Source organism: Candidatus Accumulibacter contiguus, assembly GCF_036625285.1.
In the GTDB taxonomy this organism is placed as follows: Bacteria; Pseudomonadota; Gammaproteobacteria; order Burkholderiales; family Rhodocyclaceae; genus Accumulibacter; species Accumulibacter contiguus.
In genome coordinates, this window is sequence record NZ_JAZKUC010000001.1 from 1,464,559 (window position 1) to 1,481,455 (window position 16,897).

Below are 16,897 nucleotides of genomic sequence, written 5' to 3' on the forward strand. Positions count from 1 at the left end.
AACCGTTCTTGAATGAACGCCATCCGCTCGGGTCAATCCTCACAACTTAGCACTTTGTCATGATGGTTTATAGGCATGGGAGAGATGAGAGCGTGTTAAAAAACCATATTTGATTATGTTTTATATTTTAACAATGGAAGACGCGCTATGCCAAGGACTTGGAACAGGTGAAAGCTGCTTTAACATAATTCTAATCATAGAAATATAAATCATCGCCACGCTAGATTCCGTGGTACGCTCGTAGTCACGAGACATTCGTCGTTGCCGACTAATCCAAGCGAATGTTCTTTCTACTACCCAACGCTTACGCGCCGGCTTGAAGCCGGGCTCTTTCGGTGCCACCTCCGTTTTGATATTCAGAGTGTCCTTCAACCATTTTCGAAAAGGTTCCTGATAGCCAAGATCAGCGAATAAAATTCGTATTTTTGAATGCACGGCGAAAACCGGTGTGACCACACTCGGGGCGGCCTTGATCATCATTCCGGCCAAAACCGTCCGTTGCGCTTGATGAAAGTCCTGCGAGAGAGTGGCAGAACCCTCGAAATTTTGTACCCTTGGAAGTGCGAACTAACCGAGGGAGAAGGAATATGCTCAAAGGTCCTGCCGGGATGGACTGTAACCCAGACACAAGGAGAGTGCCCCTGCGCGCGGCACGGGCGTCGATGGATGGTTGGTTGTGATACGTCGCTCGCGCCTGGAGCGGGCGGAGCAGCTTGGGGCGGCCAGCGTTCGCTTGGCGGCGGGGCAGACGCAACGGCAGGTGGCCGCCGAACTCGGCGTGGCACGCAGTACCCTGCAGGATTGGCGCAAGCCGGAGGCGGTCGGCGCGGCTCCCGCGGTCCTGGCGGCGTGGATGGAGACGCCGGAGGGCGTACGGTGGCTGCATCAACTGGTGTTGGCGGCGCATTTCAGCATCACCCTGCAGGGCGCTGCCGGCATTCGGGTGGTGTGCCAATTCCTTGAGTTGAGCGGGCTGTCGGCCTTCGTCGGCGCCAGCTACGGCACCCAGCAAGGCCTCAATGCGGCGCTGGAGGAGGCGCTGGTCGCCGTCGCGGAGGAGCAGCGCGCGGCGCTGGCGCGGGGCATGCCGCATCGGGATCTCACGGTGTGTGAGGATGAGACTTTCCATCCACAGATGGGTCTGGTGGCGCTGGAGCCGGTGTCGGGCTTTCTTCTTCTGGAACAGTACGCGGCGGATCGTCAGGCGGCGACCTGGACGCAGGCGCTCCAGGAAGCCCTGGTCGGCTTGGATGTCGCCGTGATTCAGGGCACCAGCGACGAGGCCGGGGCGTTGCATCGGCATGTCGAGGTGGACCTGGGTGTGCATCATTCGCCGGACCTCTTCCCTGGCCAGCATGAGGTTTCGAAGGCCACCAGTCTCTCCCTGGCCCGCCAGGTTCGGCAGGCCGCCGCGACGGTGGTGGCCGCTCAGCAGGCTTGGGCGGTCGAGCGGGCGGCCCAGCAGGCGTACGAGAACCAGTCGCCTCGTCCCCGCGGTCGCCCGCCCGCGTTCGCCGCCCGCATCCACGCCGCCGTGAGCGAGGTGGTGCAGGCCGAAATCGCGCACACCCAGGCGCAGGCGCGTCAGTGCGAGGCCCGGGAACTGGTGCGTGAGATGGGCATCGGGTATCACCCGTATGACCTGGAGCGCGGACAGGCACAACCCGTCGAACCCGTCGCGCAGCGCCTCAACGACGTCTGGACGCAGCTCGGGCGCATCGCCGCAGCCGCTGAGTTGCCGACGCGCGCCCGTGAACGCCTGGCCAAGGCGCAACGTCTGACTACCCAACTGCTGGCCACCATTACCTTTTTCTTCGCCACCCTGCAGGTGCAGGTCGAGGCCCTCGCGCTGCCACCCAACCTGGAGCGCGCCCTCGTCGAGCAACTGATTCCCGCCCTGTATCTGGAGCGCGTCGCCGCGCGCAGCACCCACGCCGAGCCGCGTCACCGACTGCGCGCACTGAGCCACCAGTTGCTCGAACCGCTGCGCCACGGCGACCATCCGCTCCAGGCCTTGCCGAGCGCCGAGCGAGCGCGCCTGGAACATGTGGCCGGCGAATGCGCCGATCGCTTCCAGCGCAGCAGTTCCGGGGTGGAGGGCCGTAACGGACAACTGGCCCTGCATCACCAAGGCCGCCATCGCCTGAGCGACCGCAAGCTCGCGGCGCTCACCGACAACTATCACATCCGTCGCGCCGACGGCACAACCGCCGCCGAGCGCTTTTTTGGCCGTGCCCACGAAACATTGTTCACGCAGGCGCTCCAGCGCATGCCGTTGCCCCCACGACCCGCGCGACGACGACTTCGACCGCCCAAGCCGCCCTATCTGATGCCGCTGGCGGCGTAGGGGGTGGCCGGAACGATGATCAAGGCCAATAAACCACAGCGGATCAAGAAGTGTAAGCACTCGGCTTAGGACTCACCTGAATATCTTAAGTATGGTTATTCGTCCATTGAGCTATGCCTTCATCGAGCGCCTGCAACGCTTCATCAAACGTCAGGTACTCACGCTTGCCCTCAAAGACCATCCCGCCTTCATTTAGAGCACGTATGAAGGAATTCCTCTCATCCGTTTCACCAATCTCAATCCAGCCACCGCCGAACACCCACTCCGCAACATTCGGGTATCTATCTTCAAGAGCATCGGGCCGTTTCGGTGGCGTAACCGTTTAGCCCCCTACGACATATACCAACTATGCTGCAGTGGTTGCAAGCGAGGGATGGTTTGGCTATGGTATCTCACCAGTGAGCGGGTAATCGTGTTCGTGAGGCAAGTGAGTGTACCTGAGCGACTTTGATCTTCAGCAGTGGGATGAGCAGAAGCTGATGGCGTTACCGGCGAAGCAGAAAGATGGCTTGCTGGTGAAGTTGCTGTGGGATTTGAAAGAGGCGCGGGAGCGGCTCAAGGCGAACTCCCAGACCAGTTCTCGGCCACCCCGCAGTGACCCTCCGTGGCACAGCACAAACTCTGGGGATGAGGATTCGGAAGCGGCCGGGGAGGCAGATGGTGCGGTTGATCCCGAAGCGCAGGGCAGCGGCAGCGCCGCGAACGCGGCGGCGAATGCAGAGCCGAACGGCGTCGGGGCACCGGCTGAGGGGAAGAAGCCTTTGAGTGCGACGGCCGGGAAGCCCAAGAAAGCCGGTCGGCGTCCGGGGGCAGCGGGCCATAGCCGGCAGGTGAGTTTGCCGGTGAGCGACACCGTGATCCACGCGCCGGAATTCTGCGCGGGCTGCGATGAGGCGCTGGATCCGGCCGGGTTCATCGCGTGCAACGGCTTGTATGTCCTGGATATCGAGGCCGAGCCGAGTGCGGGGCTACGTGGCTTACGGGTACGCCACGACAAGCATGTCTACGGTGAGATAAGCTGTGGCCACTGTGGGCATGTCAACCGCAGCGAACCCGGCCGCTGTCCCGCCGAACCCGGGTGGACCGTAGGACTGAGCGAATGGCATCTCGTCGGACCGCTGTTAGTGAGCCTGCTGGTGTGCCTATCGCACCGTATGCACCTGTCGCGGCGGCGGACGCAAGAATTTTTGCGGGACTGGCTGGGCATCGCGCTCTCCACCAGCACGATCAACCAGTGTATTCATGAAGCCGGTCGGGCGGTCGAGCCGATCGAAGCGCAGTGGGTGGAAGAACTGCAGCAGGAAGTGCTGGCCTATGCCGATGAAACGCCGTGGAAGGAATGGGGCCAGTTACTATGGCTGTGGGTGATCATCACGCCGACGATCTGCCTGTACTTCATTGGCTACCGCAGCAAGGAGATTCTGGCGAACGTCCTAGGCGAGGGGTTTGTCGGCTGGCTGATGAGCGATGGCTACTGCGTCTATCGCCGATTCCAGAAGCGGCTGCGCTGTTGGGCGCACCTGTTGCGCAAGGCCGAGGGACTCAAAGAAAGCCTGAGCACCGAGGCGCGGGCCTTTGGAGAGGCCACCCACGGCCTGCTCAGCGACCTGATCACTGCGATTTACCAAGCACGTGAAGGCCCTCCGGTCGATCTCACGCCTCGCTTCCGCGACCGCTTGGACGCCTTCCGTCGGCTATGCGAAGAGCACCGGGATTCGGCTCATGAGAAAACCCGTGCGCTGGCGCGCGAATTTCTCTACGACTGGGAGGCGGTCTGGATCGTCGTCGCCCATCCCTATCTGCCGTTCACCAACAACGAGGCCGAACGGGCCTTGCGGCACTGGGTCATCGCCCGGCTCATCAGCCAAGGCACCCGTACCGAGCAGGGTACCCGTGCCTTTGCCCTGTTGGCCAGTGTCATCGACACCTGCCGGCGTCGCCACATCTTGCCCTGGCCCTACCTGGCCAAGGTGGTCGCCGAGCGGCGTAAAGGCAACGCAGCGCCCCTGCTACCGGCTGCTGCCTGATTTTTGGTAGTGGTCGTCGGGGAGGCTAAACGGTTACTCGGTGGCTTGGTTTTCTTAGGTTCAGGCATTATTTATTCCTACGGCACTAAATTAAGAACTCTTCCATCTTATGCCCAGCCTCAACCAGCGCTTTAAACACTCTCGGGGGCTTGCCACGCCCTGTCCACGTCTTTCCCTCGGGCGAGATGTACTTGGCCTTTGCTGGTCTACGAACTACTTCATCTTTCTGGCCAAAGCCGCACTGGCTGCCGTCAATCCGAATTCCTGAATGATTTCTTTGACCTGACGAATGGCTAGCCCCACCTCGTTTCTACGGATTTCTTCGATCTGTCTATCGAGTTCGTTGCGTTGTGCGAGCAGTTCTTGGTAAGCGGACATGATTTCTCCTGAGTAAGGAAGCGCCAGAAGAGCGCTACAAACGGGGATTGTAAGCCAGTATCACCTATTCCGATACCGTCACCGTTAATCTGTCATCCTCGTCAAATCACACCGATCACATCTTGATAGCCTCGATCTCCTTCTGAATCGCGGCGCTCAGGCTCGGCACACGCCCTCTCACCACGCCTTCTACATCCAACCGCTTGCGCACGTTCACCTTGTTCACCAGCACTGCAATCGGCACATCCGTCCCCCTTTTGAGACGCCTGATCCCCTCTGCTTGTCGGTATCGACGCTTGATCTTGGCCAGGGGTCTATCGTATTCCTTCATGTGTCAGTGGCGGTCAAAACCCGCCGATAGCTGGCGGAGAAGCGTAGGAGAGGCTCCCGGCGAGGGATGGTCCGTAGTCGAGACGGATTGGGGTTTCGGAGCGGCCGGGTCACCGATGATGCGGCAGGGGGCGTGTTGGAAGGAGCCCGAAGGGCGACTGGAGACACGCCCCCCTGCCGCGCGCCGGCCATCGGGGAAGCTTGCCGCTCATCGGCGAAGGGGGCAACGCGGAGATGACAAGCCCGTTCGCGATGCGGTAAAAAGGGCCCGCCAAGAAGAACGAGCACGACACCGGCCAAACCCGCAAAGTTGACACCGATGCCGTGCCCCACACCGTGCTGGGCACGGGTGCAGGGAGAGTCTTTCACGATCGACATCTCCCTGTCGATCGCGCATTGGCATGCCGGAAACCGCCAATGGAAATCACGGGCCGACTCTTCCTTTGTCATGGCTGCCGAACCCAGGTCGTCGTCTGCCGCCGCTGCGACCGGGGCCAGATCTATTGTGCCAGAGGCTGCGCCCAAGCCGCACGCCGCGCTTCGGTCCAGGAAGCCGGCCACCGCTACCAGAAGAGCCGAAGAGGCCGCCTCAAGCATGCCGAAAGAAGCCGCCGTTACCGGCTGCGCCGGCAGAATGTGACGCATCAGGGTTCTATGCCAGCGGCACAAAGTGATCTACTGGCGGCGAACTCGGCGGTGGGCCGGGAACCGACGGCAGTCGGTCCGACCGACCCTTCCCGAACGGCGCGCTGCCATTTCTGCGGTACGCGCTGTTCGGGCTTGCTCAGGCAGGGCTTTCTGGGCAGCTGCCGGGTTCCATCCGCTGTCCCACCTGACCGAAGAGGAACCCCACTTGACCATTTCCCCTGAACTGGAAGCGCAAATCCTGCGCTACTTCCACGCCGAACACTGGCGCATCGGCACTATCGCCAGCCAACTGAAGGTGCACCACGGCACCGTCTCGCGCGTCATCACGCAGGCCGGCTTGCCACGGGTCGGCGCGCCGCGGCGCGCTTCCCGCATCGACCCCTACCTGCCCTTCATCCGCGAGACCCTGGAACAGTTTCCCCGCCTGACCGCGAGTCGGCTATACGTCATGGTGAAGGGCCGCGGCTACAGCGGGCAGCCCGATCATTTCCGGCACTTGCTCGCCTTGCACCGACCGCGGCCCACCGCCGAAGCCTACCTGCGGTTGCGCACGCTGCCCGGTGAACAAGGACAAATCGACTGGGCCCACTTTGGTCATCTCGATATCGGCCGCGCCCGCCGGCCTTTGATGGCTTTCGTGATGGTACTGTCGTGGTCGCGACAGATCTTCCTGCGCTTCTTTCTCGATGCCCGCATGGAGAATTTCCTGCGCGGTCACTCCGCTGCTTTCGAGACCTGGGTCGGCGTGCCGAGGGTCCTGCTCTATGACAACCTCAAGAGCGCCGTCCTGGAGCGACAAGGCCAGGCGATCCGATTCAACCCGACGCTGCTGCATTTCGCCGGTCATTACCGCTACGAACCACGGCCCGTGGCAGTGTACCGAGGAAATGAGAAAGGGCGTGTTGAGCGCGCCATCCGGTATATCCGAGAGGCCTTCTTTGCCGGCCGCAGCTTTGCCGATCTGGCCGATCTCAATGCTCAGGCCGATGCCTGGTGCGCCGGCGAAGCCGCCGACCGGCGCGGCCCGGAAGACGTGACCCTGACCGTACGCGAAGCCTTTGCGCTGGAATCGGCGCATCTCATGGCCCTGCCGGACAATCCCTATCCAACCGACGAGCAGGTGGCGGTAAAGGTCGCCAAGACGCCCTATGCGCGTTTCGACCTCAACGATTACTCGGTTCCCCATACCCACGTGCAACGCACGCTGAGCGTCGTCGCGGATCCCCGGCAGGTGCGCATCCTCGAGGGCCAGACGCTCCTGGCGACGCATGCGCGCAGCTATGATCGGGGGCAGTGCATCGAGAATCCCGCCCATCTCGAGACGCTCGCCGCACACAAGCACCAGGCCAGTCAGCACCGCGGTACTGACCGCCTGACCCAGGCGGTGCCGGAGAGCCGGGACCTCCTCGTGCGGGCTGCCGAGCGTGGCGGCCATCTCGGCGCGATCACCAGGGCTCTGTTGCGCCTGCTGGATCGTTATGGTGCGGCCGAATTGCGCGTCGGCGTCCTCGACGCACTGGCGCGCGAGGTGCCGCACGTGAACGCGGTGCGCCTGGCTCTGGAACGTCGGCGCGAAGCCCAAGATCAGCCGCCGCCGGTCGAAATCACCTTGTCCGAGCAGGTCCAGCGCCGCGACACGCCGGTCCAGCCACACCGCCTGGCAAGTTATGACCAACTCACGGAGGCCGACGATGACCCCGCTTGAGAGCCTGCGCCGGCGCGCAGAGACCTTGCACCTGCATGGCCTGCTCGCCCATTGGCCAGAATTGGCCGACAGCACCTGGGTTGAGCCGCTACTGGCCTGGGAGGAAGCCGAACGGGCACGGCGCAGCCTCGAACGCCGCCTCGGCTGCGCCCATATCGGCCGCTTCAAGCCGCTGGCCGATTTCGATTGGAACTGGCCCACGCAGTGTGACCGAACGGCGATCCGCGAATTGATGGGGCTCGATTTCCTGCACAGCGCCACCAACGTCATCCTGGTCGGCAGTAGCGGGCTGGGGAAGTCGACCATTGCCCAGAACATCGCCTATCAGGCCGTCCTGCACGGCCACACCGTGCTGTTCACGACCGCAGGCCAACTTCTCAATGATCTCGCCGCCCTCGATAGCGATTCGGCTCTGCGCCGTCGATTGCGCCACTACGCCGCACCGTCTCTCTTGGTCGTCGACGAGGTTGGCTACCTGTCCTATTCGAACCGCCATGCCGATCTGCTCTTCGAACTGATCAACCGCCGCCACGAAACCCGCAGCACCTTGATCACTACCAACCGCTCGTTCTCGGACTGGGCGGAGGTCTTCCCCAACGCCGCCTGCGTCGTCGCGCTCATCGATCGTCTCGTCCATCACGCCGAGATCATCGCCCTCAAGGGCGAATCCTATCGCCACAAAGAGGCCCGCGAGCACGCCGAGCAGCGCTCCCGAAAACGCAAGGCAACCGCCGGGAGCACCCCATGAAACCCTACCCCCAACCCTCCGGATTGAACCACGGCCTCGACTGCCTGATATCCGCCGAATGGACACCGGCCCAGGCTTTCGCCGTCGTCGAACTGCTCGACGACTTGCGGGACCGGATCTGCGCTCACTACCAGACCGCCCTCTTTGAACTGCTTCGTGACGAGCAATCCAGGGACAGCGACGCCAATCCCTACGACCCCTGGACCGAAGAGCCGCCGTTCTAACCGCTGCCAACCTTCCAATCCTCAAGGGGCCCTTACCGGCCCCTCCTTTGTCCACTCAATCAGTCCAGCATTCTCTGCCATTCTTCTGCGCCATTTATGCGCGCTTCCTTCCAGCCACTAACAGTGGCCGCTGCAATTGATGCCACTTCCCGAAGACGGCCCTTTCGCGCATCACTACCATTTGCTGGAGCAGGCAACCCCCGACAACCCGTAGGCTGAACTGGTCGACGAGTTCTGCGGCGACCCCGAGCAGTTCCACGAACGTCATTACAGCGAATTCGTCACCTTCCTGCCCCACGTGCAGCGCTTTCTCTACGGTGAGGGCGGCGGCGGCGAGAGCAGCGCACGCTATGGCGAGTCGCCGATCCGCATCTTCCGCCGCCAGGACGTGGCGCAAGTGCGCATGACCTACAAGGAAAGCACCGAGCCGACGACCTTCGACATCGTGCACCTATCTGTATTTCTTCTACGACATCGATGTCGAGATCGTCGTCGTCGAGATCGCCGACGACGATCTCGACCTGCGGCAGGTCCAGGACACGCTCTACCGCTTCGGGCGCGCCTAAGCGCCCTCGGATAAGTTCTCCGATCTTCAGAAGGCTACGGGCCTCGGCAAACCGGGCACGGAAGCACGGAGAACTTTTTGATGGCCGCTTATCCGCCCTACTGGGACGACGACGGCAGCGGCGGCCACTGCCTTCGGCGTGCCGAATGGCTGACATCGGACGGCAAGGTTCTGGCTGTCTCCGATTACGAGAAGCGCAGCAAGTACCTCTCCTTCGTCAGTCGCTTCCGCGCGCCGTGCATCTCGTCCCACTGGGAATTCCTGTTGCGGCCGCTGGTCCTGCACCATTCCGACGAGGACGGCCCGGTCCGTTACCGACAGATCGAGTATCACCGCATGCCGTTGCTCGCCTAGCTCCCTGATCCTCCCAAGATGATGCCGACCCTGCCTTTATCAGACTGGCCATCTGGTGTATAGATAGTACAAGTAAACGGATATATACGCCTTTGAACCGTAGAATAGCTTGACATTTGCTGCATAGATAGTACACTTAGTTCAGTAGCAACGTGGAGGGGAATAGAGATGAAACCGAGAGATCTCTGTGGTTTGATCGTTCCGAAGACTGAGACTGTCCGTAACGACACGGAGCGGTTCTTTGAGGCGCTATCCGACGAGCAGGCTGTCAACACCGATGATTGGATCTTGGCCTGTAAGGGGAAGCAGTGGGTGCAGGACTTTCTGCTGGAAGCGGTCCGCGCGCGCTTGGAGGGCTCGTCGCAGCGCCTGGGTGCTCTCTTGGCCGGCACATCAGATCAAAGTCGCGAGGAGATGTACCAACTCGAACCCGACACCGATCTGGGGCGGACATCTTGGGCCGCCTTGACGTACCTCGCGGTCTTGCACAGCCACGATAGCTGGCACCAGCGATGGCACCATGATTTCTACTCCGCCGACGCTGCCTGGAATTCACTGCGCGGAAAACTCGGAGATAAGTCAGCAAGGCGGGTCTGCGCGATGATCGCCTTCCAAAATACGCTGCGCGGAATGCTCCATTCTCGACTTTCGTGTGAGGTGTCGACCTATGGACCTCCCAAGACGTTTTGTGATGACGGTGCGCGCTGCCTGGGCAAACTCAAGACGGTTATTTCAGCGGCGCTGGGCGAGACGCTTCCAACATCTTATTGGCGCTCCTGCGCATATGCGGCGCTTGCCCTCGACGGCCGTCGTCGGGTTTCCTCGGGGAATACAAACTCGGACCTGGACGACGACCTGCAGGAAGTCGAGAAATTCGTGGGAGCAGAGGAGGAACCCCAGGCCAAGCCTGAGGATTCCGCCCTCCTTTCATTCGAGTACGGCAATTATCTTGAGGAGGCTCTTTGTAAAATACGGCAGCTAATAGTGGAAAAGGTCCTAACTCTTTCTCAGCCAAAGCAGCATTTCTGTTCAATCAGCTTAGGCCGTCACTGGCGCAAATCTGACGTGGAAAACTTGCATATGGCAATTTGTGACAAGGAGTTTACAGTGGATGTCGATAGCGTCTCACGACGGTGGTGTGCTACTACCACTTCGAATAATTATTCGTTCCATCATGTCCATCTGCTAAAGCCCTTCAATCTTTGGCTTGACGTCAGAATCCCCGAACCCAGCACTGGCATGTAATGGTTCGCCATCGCCCAATCAGACGAGAGGAGCGCCACAATGAGCAATGACACGACTAGCGATCTTGATCCTTGGTCCCTTATCGGAAAAGGGCTCTTAAAGTATATAAAATGGAGCGCCCGATCTTGGGAATTTGGTGGCCATCATTTCCTGCCGGTTCCGTATGTGGACCGGCTGCTTCGGGAACTTCATCGAGAACATAGCAAACAATTTTGCCTGATGACGTTGAGGTGGTCGGCACCGGCGAACGAGAAGTTCACTGTTAGGGCTTTTGCACTGCCCCTACCATTGATCGCTCCAAAAACCCGCGATCTCCAAAGCACAGTCGACCGCCTGCCTGGGCCAGATAAAGGCGCAGAGCCGAGCACGGTTGCGGAGCTCTATAACAATGGAGGCTGGTGGAATCCGAAACTTGTAGTCGCTCGCTGTGCTGCTGCAGCATGGGTTAATCTTCGCATGTTGCTCGGACCAGGGGATCTTGAAGTCGACTTTTTGCAAGCAGAGTCTGGCAACAGAATTAATTCCGCTCGCCGGGACCAATGGATCAAAGCTATCAAGTGGGTTCAGGAGAAAGACAATCATGAAACTTTGCGGGCCTATTTGCTCCAGGTTGGCTGCCAGCGTTATCTCAATTTAGCTGACCAACCTGTCCGTACCGGAATTCAACATAACGCAGGTGATAAATCTCCCTATCTCCTCGGTATCGACATTGGAGGCACGAGCATCAAATGGTGCCTCTACAAACACGTCAAGGTTGAGGGCAAGCCCTCCGCCTTCGAACCATTTATTCCCGGTAAACTGCTCACAGAACGAGGAACAAAGTATAGGAACGGTGAGGATTTTTGTACGTATGTTTGCGGTCATATAAAAGCGGAGCTAAAAGCGAATCCAGAAGCGAAGGATATAGATCTGAAGGGCCTATGCGTGGGAGTAACGTGGCCGGGCCCGGTGCGGGGTGAGCCAGGACGAGAGTACGTCGCGGGGACGAGTGGGATTCTCGCAAAGTTTGAGAAGCTTAGCTCGACCATCAAGGACAATTCGCCCGATGATATTCACGGTTTGAAAATCCGCGAGGGTTTTGTAAGTCAATTTGGGGATTATGTTCGACTGATTAACGACGGTGACGGCCACGTCAACGCAGCTCGGGCCAGACTATTAGGCGAGTCGTGGACAGGGAAACGCCTGATGGTCGTGGTGGCCGGAACCGGAACGGCACTTGGGCTCGTCGAACACGACAAGATAACCCCATTTCTGAACGAAATCGGGAAAATGATCATCAATCTGGTTGAGCCGTTTCTTGACTACCAGAAGGGAGGCAACTTTCCTGCTGGGGTTGCCAATCAGCTATTCTCAGAAAAGACAAATCCTCGGATCGCAAAGGATCTTTTCAATTCCCCCATGAGCAACAGGGAAGTGAGCTGGCTGTACGAACTCTCCAAGTCCAATGAGAAGCAGTTTAACACCAACGAGTGGGAGAAGGAGGTTTTCGATAACTTGCCTGCGCATTTGACATGGATGAAGGATGACTGTAAATGCAGGGAATTGCTTAAGCAAGTGCGCGAGCAACAACTTAGCGGGTATTTGAGCAGCATGAGCAATCTGCTGGAAAGAGCGTCGTGGCTAACAGCGGATCTTATTGCTATGTGTGCCGACATCCTCAAGGCAGATGCTGTCTATTTGTCGGGTGGGCCTGTGACCGTTATCGGTGAAAAATTGGGGCAGGAAGCGAAGGAGCACTTGAAGACATTCTATGGCTTCGAGACCGAAAGCCCGGATGGGTCTCATGCTATCAAGGGCTTGAAATTTCTGCGATGCGAAGCAGGTGAAACTAATGCGGCGGAGGGAGCCGCACGCGCGGCATGGGAGACTTTTTTCTCTCCTTCGTCGTCGAGCGGCGGCGACGACTCGATCCGTGAGATCGACCCCGTGTTCCTTGTCTGAACCTGCGAAGACCGATCCGTGGCTTGTTTCGCCCAATTTGCACTTCTCGATCTCCCGGCGGGGACACCGGCCCGCGCGTTCTTCCCTGGAGCGGCGGCTGTGTCGAGTCCAAGCTACGGGTACGTACGATCATCCTTTCGGGCCGAACGTATTGCCCTGGCCCGGAACGAAGAACCACGCGTTGAACTCCCTTGGCGCGATTACGGCTCCGATGTCCGGTGCGCAGCCGATGTTCTGGCCCGCAGCGAAGGACGGGGGCATTCGATGCTTGTCGGTGCACGCAACGTGTTGAACGAGTTCGGTTTCCGGCTGCGCCTCAAAGGATCCTGGTTCGGTCGGGCCGGCGATCCGCCCCTTGATCCCTGCTGGCCGGTTGCGGCGCTTGGCGGGAGTGGTGTCTCGTTCCATCCATTGGGCAGCCTTCCGGAGGAACCCGATATCCTGACCGGACTGCCTCTGGTTATCGATGGCAGGCCTGTGTCGCGATCCTTTGTTGTTGCCAATTGCTCCGACCCCGCCCACGCCTACGAGGTGCACCCGAAAGGCTTGATCGGACCGTCGGCGCAGGCTTGGCATGAACTCGCTGATGCCTGGGAAGTCGGTAAGCAGGATGGCCTTGATGACGAATCCATTTGCATGCGGATCGATGCGATCGCGGAACGCCATCGCGCGAAGCCAAGCCGTAATATCCTGCATGGCGTGCTGGGCGGACGTGCCGACGGGTCGGTGCTGTGCGCGGCAATAACCGGCTCGCTGACCGACATCGCCTGCAGGCTGGTGGCTTTGGACATAGAGCAGGCGATTGTTCTGGATAACGGCGGCAGTGTCGGCTGGTATTACTGCCCGAAAACCGGCGCCACGCCGGTTGTCGTCGTCGCCGGCCCTAATCATCGTCCTTCCGGCACGGTATTCATTATGTTCGACTTGGGCAGCTTTCCGCAGCCGGTGAGTCATCCCGTGCTTGGCGGTCACTTGTAGGTAGGGAAGCGATGCCTCGCGAAAGGATGAGCCTCACGCGGCGAGACATGGATTCCCTCGTCCGACTGGTAGCGAGGAAACCTGCCTCCAAGAGCGAAGCGGCCATGTTTCTTGGGGTGGACCGAGCCTCCATCGACCGCCTATTAAATCGGATAGACGAGGTTGTCGGCGACACCGGCCTAAGCTGGAATGAAGGACACCGGTTGGTCTTCCCCGCAGAGGTCAAGCGGTTGGCTGAAGCAATTCGGCGCAATGACGACGAGATTGCCGCTGCCATACGGTTTCCTCGCGTTTCTGCGGGCAGTCTGTCGGCAATGCTCGTGCGCCAAGTCTTTGCCAGACTGGATTACACACCTCGCGCATTGCTTCTACGGTCGACGGCAGCGGTAGACGCCCTGCGCGACGGCGACATTGACCTTGCCATCGTGCACCGAGGCTCGGCAACCACGATCGACGAAGATATTGCTATGGTTTCTCTCGCCCCGTGGAGGGCCGTCATCGCCGCCCCACGGGGAACCAGCGCAAGAGTGCTCTCGACGCTGACCTGGGAATCCGGCGGTTATGGGGAAAAACTTAACCACCGCGTTGCGCTGGTCGAACCAGAGGTTATGACGCCTCACGGACCGCTCGCAACCTCCTACCTGTCCGCGCTCGAGATGGTTCGGCGCGGGCTGCCCTACCGCTTAGTGCTGCCCGACATCTATCTCAGCAAATTCGACTGGGAATACCTGTCGGTCAATCGTCCCGCGCGAGACGTTGTCGATGAGTTGGTCGCGCTTCATCGAAAGGTGGACGAGCGCAGACTAGGTGGCGTACTAGAACCGGACTTGTGGAAGGAGGTTGTGAAAGCATGAACACGACACGGTCGTCCACTAGCGAAGAAAGCCCCACCGGGTCGATGACAGGGCTCGTGGCACCTGGTTTCCCCCCGCCCACGCACTACCGGCTAAAGCACCTTCGGTCATCCATAGAGGATTTGATCAAAGTGTGTCCCTTGTCAGTGCGTCCACTGCGGGAGTTCGCACCCCAGATCAATCACAGCAACTCACCATCACGTCTCGTCATTGTCGGTAACCCCTCTGCTCAGGCTGTCTCCGGTCGGTCCATTCAGCCACCATGCGCGGCTGATTCAACTGGTTCGCACGGGAGCAACGCGTTCGCAAGCCACAGCCAACCTTTTCGGCGCTACTCCTTTCGCTGTAAAGGCGTTGACTTCCTGGTCGCTTGCGATGGGGATGCGATCTACGTGAGAGAGCAGCTCTTTAACGAGTTAGGTGTAGATTCCGATGATCTGCGTCAGTTACTGCTCTTTGCCGCATGTTACCACTCGCTGACGAGTCAAAATCGTCGCGACCCCGTGCCCGCCGGCACGCGTCGCTGGGTGCTCGATCGCCTGATAGTGGTAAACCAGCAGAGCCCAGGCCACGGAGTTACGCCTCTCCAAGCAGCCGAGCTTGCGTCCGATGAGGACTTTCTGGACAAGCTCGACCTCTTGCCTGGCATGGGCCGTCAAGTTCGCGCCAATGCCAGTTACTTCATCGCAGAGCGTCGCGCGAACGGCTTTCGACGCACAATTGGGCCGGACGATGGGCTCGTGCGGGACGCACTAGCTGATATCCTAGCCAAGGAGTTTCCCATCACGCCGACAAGCATCGAGTTCGTGACGTTCGGCTCTCCATGGCACTACGCCTTGTGGAATAACCTCAGCGTCGAAACGCTGACCGGTGATTTGCTTGGGGAGTATGGCGACGAAGTCGCCATCACCGTGCGTCGGCTAGATCGTCTCGACTTAGTCGATAGAGCATTCAATCGTGAGCGCGCTGCTTTCCCTGCTATCGTCGGATTGTCGGTCGAGCTCGGGACGCTACAGCTCGTAGACCGTTACCTTGACCTGTATAGCCAAGATCCCAGAGCACAGGGATCGATTCTTGTTCTTGGCAATCAGCTGCCAACCTATTTCCCTGAGCGCTTTCTAAATGACTTGCGCATACCTACGGCGATCGTCTGCCTACATGAGGGGGAATTGGTCATGCGCGGCCTCGTCGAGTTCATCCGCGGGCGGACCCAGCTCCAGTACATCAACAACATCGTTTACCGGTGCAATGAGACGCGCGCAATCCATCGCACACCACTGGTCAACTTGGACCTAACCGCGCTTCCGCATCCTCCGTCAGCCGACACGGTCAAGCCGGGCATCACAAACATGATCCAGACAAGCCGCGGCTGTGTGTTTAGCTGTACCTATTGCACCCGCTGGCGCAGCTTCAACGCCTCAACCAAGATTGACGCCATTGGCGACGTGACCACTCCGTCGCCCTCCACAAAGTGGCGGCATTTCTCCCTTGAGCGAGTATTTCAGAACGTCGAGATGTTCGTTTCTCGAGGAATTCGGGAAATCGAGTTCTGCGATGACGAGTTTTTCGGCGGCCGAAGCGTGACCGCTCTGAACCGGATTCATGATTTTGCCCTTGGGATGGCGTCGATAGCCCAGAAATGGGACACTCAGGTCTCGTTCCGAATTTTTACGACGCCTCTGATCATTTCCAGGGAGCCAAGAACGCAGAAGATCGCCGAAGAAAACAGGAGAATTCGATATGCGCTCCAGCTTCTTCGGAATGCCGGGTTGACCCGTGTCTATATTGGGCTCGAAAGCGGCAGTTGGGCGCAGAAACTCAGATACAACCGAAAAGAGACTATCGATGATACGTTGTGTGCTTTAAAGGTGCTTCAAGAGTTGGATTTAGACATTGATGTCGGCTTTATAATGTTCGATCCAAACTTAACAATTGAGGAACTTCTTGAGAACATCGCCTTTTTCAGAGCGAACGGTCTCGTGCGCTACAACACATGGCCGTTTCGGCCACTAGTGGTCAACGAGGGGACTGCTATTAAGCAGACGCTAGACAGCCAGGGCCTCCTGACCGGGGAACAAGATCCGAACTTTATGTCATCCCGCTACCGGTTTGCTGACCCGCCAGTCGCCCAGTTAGCCGAGGCCGTTCACAGGATATCTCGGTCTAGTGCTCCGGTCTTCTACGCCTTAAAGACCATCTCGAAGAGCCATTGGCACGGGGGAGATGAAGCGGTCGACTTCGCGACACAAACCGTTCAGGCTAATGCTGAGATCTATCTCGACATGATGGAGAGTCTAGGCGAGGCAGCCGTGATCGGTGGTATGGATGATCAGCTTGGGCAAATCTGCACCCAGGCGGAACGTGAAGTACGTGACCTTGTGAATCAAGTGTCGCAAATGATCGCTAGAGGTGTTTTTCGAAAGAGGAGTGAGGATGAGGCCATTCTGTTACGTCATATCGAGGCATATAGTAGAGAGCTCGATCGGCAGCACCTGCCGGTCGAGTAATTCAAGAACAAGACCCCGGGAACAAACGTGATAGGCGGGGTACGAG

The 16,897-nt window shown here is 59.2% G+C and carries 16 protein-coding genes; 11 read left to right on the forward strand and 5 right to left on the reverse strand.

What is annotated here, in order from left to right; genetic code table 11:
• Nucleotides 1-120 precede the first annotated feature (120 nt).
• Nucleotides 121-480, reverse strand: a complete 360-nt coding sequence (locus V5B59_RS07150; RefSeq protein ID WP_332351725.1) for a transposase — start codon at nucleotides 478-480, stop codon at nucleotides 121-123.
• A 196-nt stretch (nucleotides 481-676) separates the two neighbouring features.
• Here V5B59_RS07150 and V5B59_RS07155 point away from each other — a divergent pair, with 196 nt between their 5' ends.
• Together V5B59_RS07155 and tnpC are read left to right on the forward strand one after the other, a co-directional pair.
• Nucleotides 677-2,347: a DUF6399 domain-containing protein gene (locus V5B59_RS07155; RefSeq protein ID WP_332351726.1), complete on the forward strand. Its 1,671-nt coding sequence runs from the start codon at nucleotides 677-679 to the stop codon at nucleotides 2,345-2,347.
• Nucleotides 2,348-2,778: 431 nt separating this feature from the next.
• A complete protein-coding gene (gene tnpC, locus V5B59_RS07160; protein WP_332351632.1) occupies nucleotides 2,779-4,374 on the forward strand; it encodes an IS66 family transposase in 1,596 nt (531 codons plus the stop codon).
• Nucleotides 4,375-4,459: 85 nt separating this feature from the next.
• Here tnpC and V5B59_RS26170 read toward each other — a convergent pair whose 3' ends face one another.
• The 3 genes from V5B59_RS26170 to V5B59_RS07170 form a co-directional block, all read right to left on the reverse strand.
• Entirely contained in the window at nucleotides 4,460-4,636 is a 177-nt protein-coding gene (locus tag V5B59_RS26170) for an H-NS family nucleoid-associated regulatory protein (RefSeq protein WP_408612949.1), read from the reverse strand.
• Nucleotides 4,588-4,752: a hypothetical protein gene (locus V5B59_RS07165; RefSeq protein ID WP_332351727.1), complete on the reverse strand. Its 165-nt coding sequence runs from the start codon at nucleotides 4,750-4,752 to the stop codon at nucleotides 4,588-4,590. The genes V5B59_RS26170 and V5B59_RS07165 overlap by 49 nt, the downstream gene beginning before the upstream one ends.
• A 115-nt stretch (nucleotides 4,753-4,867) precedes the next feature.
• The gene (locus V5B59_RS07170) at nucleotides 4,868-5,083 is read right to left on the reverse strand and encodes a DUF6441 family protein (protein WP_332351728.1); all 216 of its coding nucleotides are present in this window, start codon (nucleotides 5,081-5,083) and stop codon (nucleotides 4,868-4,870) included.
• Nucleotides 5,084-5,935: 852 nt separating this feature from the next.
• On the opposite strand from V5B59_RS07170, the gene istA reads away from it, so the two are divergent.
• Genes istA through V5B59_RS07185 form a run of 3 tightly spaced genes read left to right on the forward strand, consistent with a single transcriptional unit; the run spans nucleotide 5,936 to nucleotide 8,407 of the window.
• Nucleotides 5,936-7,435: an IS21 family transposase gene (gene istA, locus V5B59_RS07175; protein WP_332351729.1), complete on the forward strand. Its 1,500-nt coding sequence runs from the start codon at nucleotides 5,936-5,938 to the stop codon at nucleotides 7,433-7,435.
• Nucleotides 7,422-8,183, forward strand: a complete 762-nt coding sequence (istB, locus tag V5B59_RS07180) for an IS21-like element helper ATPase IstB (RefSeq protein ID WP_332351730.1) — start codon at nucleotides 7,422-7,424, stop codon at nucleotides 8,181-8,183. The genes istA and istB overlap by 14 nt, the downstream gene beginning before the upstream one ends.
• Entirely contained in the window at nucleotides 8,180-8,407 is a 228-nt protein-coding gene (locus V5B59_RS07185) for a hypothetical protein (RefSeq protein ID WP_332351674.1), read from the forward strand. Before istB ends, V5B59_RS07185 begins: the two co-directional genes overlap by 4 nt.
• 94 nt (nucleotides 8,408-8,501) lie before the next feature.
• Here V5B59_RS07185 and V5B59_RS07190 read toward each other — a convergent pair whose 3' ends face one another.
• Entirely contained in the window at nucleotides 8,502-8,858 is a 357-nt protein-coding gene (locus tag V5B59_RS07190; RefSeq protein WP_332351731.1) for a hypothetical protein, read from the reverse strand.
• Between the two features lie 195 nt (nucleotides 8,859-9,053).
• Here V5B59_RS07190 and V5B59_RS07195 point away from each other — a divergent pair, with 195 nt between their 5' ends.
• From V5B59_RS07195 to V5B59_RS07220, 6 genes are all read left to right on the forward strand, one after another.
• The gene (locus V5B59_RS07195; protein ID WP_169071254.1) at nucleotides 9,054-9,326 is read left to right on the forward strand and encodes a hypothetical protein; all 273 of its coding nucleotides are present in this window, start codon (nucleotides 9,054-9,056) and stop codon (nucleotides 9,324-9,326) included.
• A gap of 168 nt (nucleotides 9,327-9,494) precedes the next feature.
• The gene (locus V5B59_RS07200; protein ID WP_169071253.1) at nucleotides 9,495-10,571 is read left to right on the forward strand and encodes a hypothetical protein; all 1,077 of its coding nucleotides are present in this window, start codon (nucleotides 9,495-9,497) and stop codon (nucleotides 10,569-10,571) included.
• A gap of 39 nt (nucleotides 10,572-10,610) precedes the next feature.
• Nucleotides 10,611-12,512, forward strand: coding sequence for an ROK family protein (locus V5B59_RS07205; protein ID WP_169071252.1), 1,902 nt, complete (start codon nucleotides 10,611-10,613; stop codon nucleotides 12,510-12,512).
• Between the two features lie 264 nt (nucleotides 12,513-12,776).
• Entirely contained in the window at nucleotides 12,777-13,490 is a 714-nt protein-coding gene (locus V5B59_RS07210; RefSeq protein ID WP_169071251.1) for a hypothetical protein, read from the forward strand.
• 47 nt (nucleotides 13,491-13,537) lie between these two features.
• The gene (locus V5B59_RS07215; protein WP_169071250.1) at nucleotides 13,538-14,344 is read left to right on the forward strand and encodes a hypothetical protein; all 807 of its coding nucleotides are present in this window, start codon (nucleotides 13,538-13,540) and stop codon (nucleotides 14,342-14,344) included.
• Between the two features lie 392 nt (nucleotides 14,345-14,736).
• Entirely contained in the window at nucleotides 14,737-16,851 is a 2,115-nt protein-coding gene (locus V5B59_RS07220) for a B12-binding domain-containing radical SAM protein (RefSeq protein ID WP_332351732.1), read from the forward strand.
• The last annotated feature ends 46 nt before the right edge of the window (nucleotides 16,852-16,897 follow it).